The organism is Tritonibacter horizontis (assembly GCF_001518015.1).
Taxonomy (GTDB): Bacteria; Pseudomonadota; Alphaproteobacteria; order Rhodobacterales; family Rhodobacteraceae; genus Epibacterium; species Epibacterium horizontis.
This window is the reverse complement of sequence record NZ_LPUY01000121.1, coordinates 1-3910: the sequence shown is the minus strand read 5'-3', so window position 1 is coordinate 3910 and position 3910 is coordinate 1. Positions and strand designations below refer to the sequence as shown.

Sequence of the window (3910 nt, the reverse complement as noted above, 5' to 3'; positions counted from 1 at the left end):
GCGCGACGGACCGAAGGGCCGTTCTCCCCTGCGACACGCGAAGCCGAGCAGGGGAGGCCGACAGGCTATTGAAGTAATTCGCTCGGTCGGCCTGACTTGCTTGCCAGAAGCGGCAAAATTCGGTAGTCTGTTGGAGCACCAAGGAGTCCGCAATGAGCGTTCAAAAGCAATCTGTCAGTTTCACCGACACCGCCTACACCTTCGCAAGGGAACTAGTGGAAGCTGGCGAGTACCCCAATATGAGTGCAGCGGTTTCGGGTGAATTGGCGAAGGCCAAGGCAGAGCGAGATCGTGAACGGTCTCTGCTCGAAGCAGAATTGGAGCGCCGACTGTCCCTGCCTCTCGATCAATGGGAACCCGTCGGCGATGCCGCCGACGTCACTAAAGGCGCACGGGCCCATCTTGCCGCGATGGCCAAAAAGACCTGATGCGATTTATCAGGCATCCGTTCTTCGAACGTGACCTTATCGGTATCGTTAATCATATTGTCGAGGTGACCGACGGTGACGTTGCAGCAGCAAGCCGTCGCCTGGATGAAATCGATGCCCTTATCCAAGAAATTTCTGCAAACCCAACATCTGGTGCTCGGCTCAGCGGCGAACTGGATGGATGGCTCGTGCGCCATGGCGGCGCCGGTCAGCGACTGACCATCGTATTCAAACCGGATGTAGACGCCGGGCAGATTTATCTCGCTCTTGTCGCGTTCGGCGGTCGGGATTGGATGCGACTGGCGTCAGCGAGACAGGTGTTTGCTGACTAGCCTTAGAGCCATGGAGTGGCCAAGAAGTTGTAGACTGAACCTTCGCTGCGCTCGAGTTGAACGGACAAGATGCGGACAATGCTGCCATTCCGACTTGGATCGGGTGTGCCGCCTGATCATGCCACGGGTTAGCCCAACTCCCTCTGGATCTGAGGCAGAACCTGGCTGCCCAGCAGCTCGATGCCCTTGAGGAAGCTGTCGTGCGGCAGGCCGCCCACATCCATCTGGAAGATTTGCCGCGAGTGACCCAGACGCTCGTGCAGGTGCAAGATGCGGTCGGTGACTTCGTCGGCGCTGCCTGCGAACACCATCCCGCCGGGCTCAAGATCATTCTCTCGCCCAGCGGGTGTCTTCATCGGGCGCCCGATTTCGGCCGAGCCCGTCTGGAACATGCGCGCCTCGTGCTCGAGATAGGTGACCTTCGCCTCGCGCCCGTTCTCGCCCACGAAGCCATGCACGGCCACCGCGATGTCGGCCTCTTCCGCCGGATGACCAGCTTCGGCCCAAGCTTTGCGGTAAGCGTGACCATACTGTGCCCAGTGATCGGGACTACCACCGAGGATGCCCAGGAACATCGGCAACCTAAGTTCCGCCGCGCGCATGACAGATCCCGGACTGCCTCCGGTGCCGAGCCAGATACGCAGCGGCTGTTCCGGGCGTGGCACGACCAGCATGTCCTGGAGCGGTCGCCGGCGGTGCGGGCCATTCCAGGTCACTTGCTCGTGGCAGTTCATCTCGACCAGCAGGTCGAGCTTGGAGCCGAAGAGCATGTCGTAGTCGTTCTCGTCCTCGTCGAAGATCGGGAAGGTGATGGGTGACGATCCCCGTCCGGCGACGATGTCGATGCGGCCCGGCGCGATGGCCGCCGCGGTGGCGAGCTGCTGGAAGACACGGATAGGCTCGTCGGTGGAGAGCACCGTGACTGTCGTCCCAAGCTTGATCCGGCGTGTCGATGCCGCGGCGGCATTGACGAGCGACGTGGGCGAGGACACCGGCATCGAGCGGGTGTGGTGCTCACCGAAGCCGAAAAAGTCGAGGCCGACGTCGTCGGCGAGTTGCACTGCTTCGAGCGCGTTCCGGATCGCCTGGGCGGTCGCACCGGTGCTGTCAGGGGTCCGGGGGGTGTTGCCGAACGTGTAGACACCGAGTTCGAAGGGTCTCGTGGGATTCATGATTATTTCTCCTTGGCCCGCGGCGGTCGCGGACTGGTATGACATGTCCGGGAGGCCGCTATGACGGCCTCCCGGTGGTTCTCCTGGGTATCAGGTCAGCGTGGGCGCGAGCACCACGCGCAGGGGCTTGGGCGCACGACCCGAAAGGCGCTCCACGTCGCCAGTGACGATATCGAAAGCCCCCTCCGCGAAGTTTCGCTGGATGCTGGCCACGGTGTTCACCACGTCTTCGGGCAGGCCCATCTGCGCCATCCCGCCGCACAGCTGTTCCTCGGTTACGGTCACGAAGCCCATGGGCTTGCCGGTGATCTCGGCGACGACGGCAGCGCGTTCGGCACCGGTGAGCCGCTCGGGTCCGGTCGCGTTATAGATTGCGCCCTCGTGGCCCTCGGTGGCCAGCAGCCCTGCGGCGGCAGCGGCTACATCCTCGCGCGAGACAAAAGCCACGCGGTTCTCGGCCAGCCCGGTGAGCGCGCCGCCCTCAAGCGACATCTGCGCCTCTTGCGCCAGGGCTTCGGCGTAGTAGTTCATCCGCAGGATCGACCAAGCGGGCGCGGTGGCGATGAGGCGTTGTTCGCCCTGCCAGTAAGAGGCCCCGACCGCCGGGTCTTCTTCCTTGCGCGTGCCCGAGGCCGACATGAAGACGACATGCTTCACACCGGCCTCGGCTGCCGCGTCAATCGCGGCGACGTTCTGCGTGCCTCGCCGACCGCGCCGGAGATCGCTGGTTGGGATGATCAGGAGCCTGTCGAGACCTGCATAGGCCTTCGCCAGGCTTTGCGGATCGTCGTAGTCGCCGAAGCGGCCTTCTGCGCCCGGAGGCGCGTTCTCGGGAGTCCGCGAGATCGCCACCACATCGTGCCCTCCACGGCTGAGGAGGTCCGCCACAACGCCGCTGCCGAGTTGTCCACTCGCTCCGCTTACACCAATCTTCATGTTCGTCATCCTTCTGTCTATGGTAGGAACAATCTGTTCGTGACGATATGTCTGTTCGTGACGGGCCACACAAGAATGCACACCGGTGTGCGCCACGCACCTCGGTGTTCGTAAAGGAGACGACGATGGCGACCAATGAGACCACCAATGGCGAGACAGAGCTACTTCACGACGACGAGGTGCATCCCGCTGCCGATTGCCGGGCCATGGGGCAGGTGCTTGATCGCATCGGCGACAAGTGGACGATCATGGTGGTGGGGGCCCTGTCCCACGGTCCGATGCGCTTCAACGCCCTGATGCGCCGGATCGGAGGCGTGTCGCACCGGATGCTGACGCTGACCCTGCGGCGGCTGGAGCGGGACGGACTGGTGAAACGCACGGCCTTCCCGACGATTCCGCCCCGGGTGGATTACGAACTCACGCCCCTTGCCCATTCGCTCATCGGGCCTCTGGCCGCGCTTGCGCAATGGGGTGAGGATCACAGGGTCGAAATCGAGCAGGCGCGGGCTGAATTCGATCAGCGGACGACCGAGAAATAGGCGGATATTGAGCTACCCAACGCAACGGTTGGGCTCATCGGTAGCATTAGCTGCGGGCGAGACGAACGTCTGCAATGTAGGCCGGGTTCATTCAACCACACCAGCACAACAAAAGGGGAACCGAGATCCCACGGCTCCCCTTTCGGTCAGATCGTCTCACCTCGCGCGCCGATCAGGCAACCAGCGACAGCCCCGCGCCCGCGTCCTGCGGCTGCTCACCGCTGTCGATGAACGGGATGATCGAGAAGGTCTGCCCACCGCGCTGTTCTTCGTTCTGCACGGCGTTCACGCGCAGGTCGCCATCGGGCGTGTTGATCAGCAGCGTCAGGTAGTTATTGCCCGTGCGGCTGCTTTTCGCCATCCAGGCCGAGCCGACGCGGATCGGTGTGCCCCGGGGCGAGCTGACCTCGATCCGGTAATCGGGGTGGGTCTCCTCGGATTTATAGCTGTTCTCGATCAGCATGAACTCCAGATCGAACATCATGTTGGCGATGTAGCCGGTG

General features: G+C 62.9%; 6 protein-coding genes. 3 read left to right on the top strand and 3 right to left on the bottom strand.

Annotation, left to right across the window (positions count from 1 at the left end):
- Positions 1-152 precede the first annotated feature (152 nt).
- On the top strand, positions 153-428 hold the full coding sequence (locus tag TRIHO_RS20205) for a hypothetical protein (protein ID WP_047997774.1): 276 nt from the start codon (positions 153-155) through the stop codon (positions 426-428).
- On the top strand, positions 428-760 hold the full coding sequence (locus TRIHO_RS20200; RefSeq protein WP_068248124.1) for a hypothetical protein: 333 nt from the start codon (positions 428-430) through the stop codon (positions 758-760). The genes TRIHO_RS20205 and TRIHO_RS20200 overlap by 1 nt, the downstream gene beginning before the upstream one ends.
- 128 nt (positions 761-888) lie before the next feature.
- Here the strand turns inward: TRIHO_RS20200 and TRIHO_RS20195 are convergent, their stop codons facing one another.
- Both TRIHO_RS20195 and TRIHO_RS20190 read right to left on the bottom strand, forming a co-directional pair.
- Complete coding sequence (locus TRIHO_RS20195; protein WP_068248126.1) at positions 889-1932, bottom strand: LLM class flavin-dependent oxidoreductase; 1044 nt, start codon at positions 1930-1932, stop codon at positions 889-891.
- A 90-nt stretch (positions 1933-2022) separates the two neighbouring features.
- A complete protein-coding gene (locus tag TRIHO_RS20190; RefSeq protein ID WP_068248123.1) occupies positions 2023-2868 on the bottom strand; it encodes an SDR family oxidoreductase in 846 nt (281 codons plus the stop codon).
- 125 nt (positions 2869-2993) lie between these two features.
- On the opposite strand from TRIHO_RS20190, the gene TRIHO_RS20185 reads away from it, so the two are divergent.
- Positions 2994-3407, top strand: a complete 414-nt coding sequence (locus tag TRIHO_RS20185) for a winged helix-turn-helix transcriptional regulator (protein ID WP_082705250.1) — start codon at positions 2994-2996, stop codon at positions 3405-3407.
- Positions 3408-3579: 172 nt separating this feature from the next.
- On the opposite strand, the gene TRIHO_RS20180 is transcribed toward TRIHO_RS20185, so the two are convergent.
- Positions 3580-3910, bottom strand: a 331-nt coding sequence (locus tag TRIHO_RS20180) for a DUF736 family protein (protein WP_131811232.1), incomplete at its 5' end; no start/stop codon positions are given.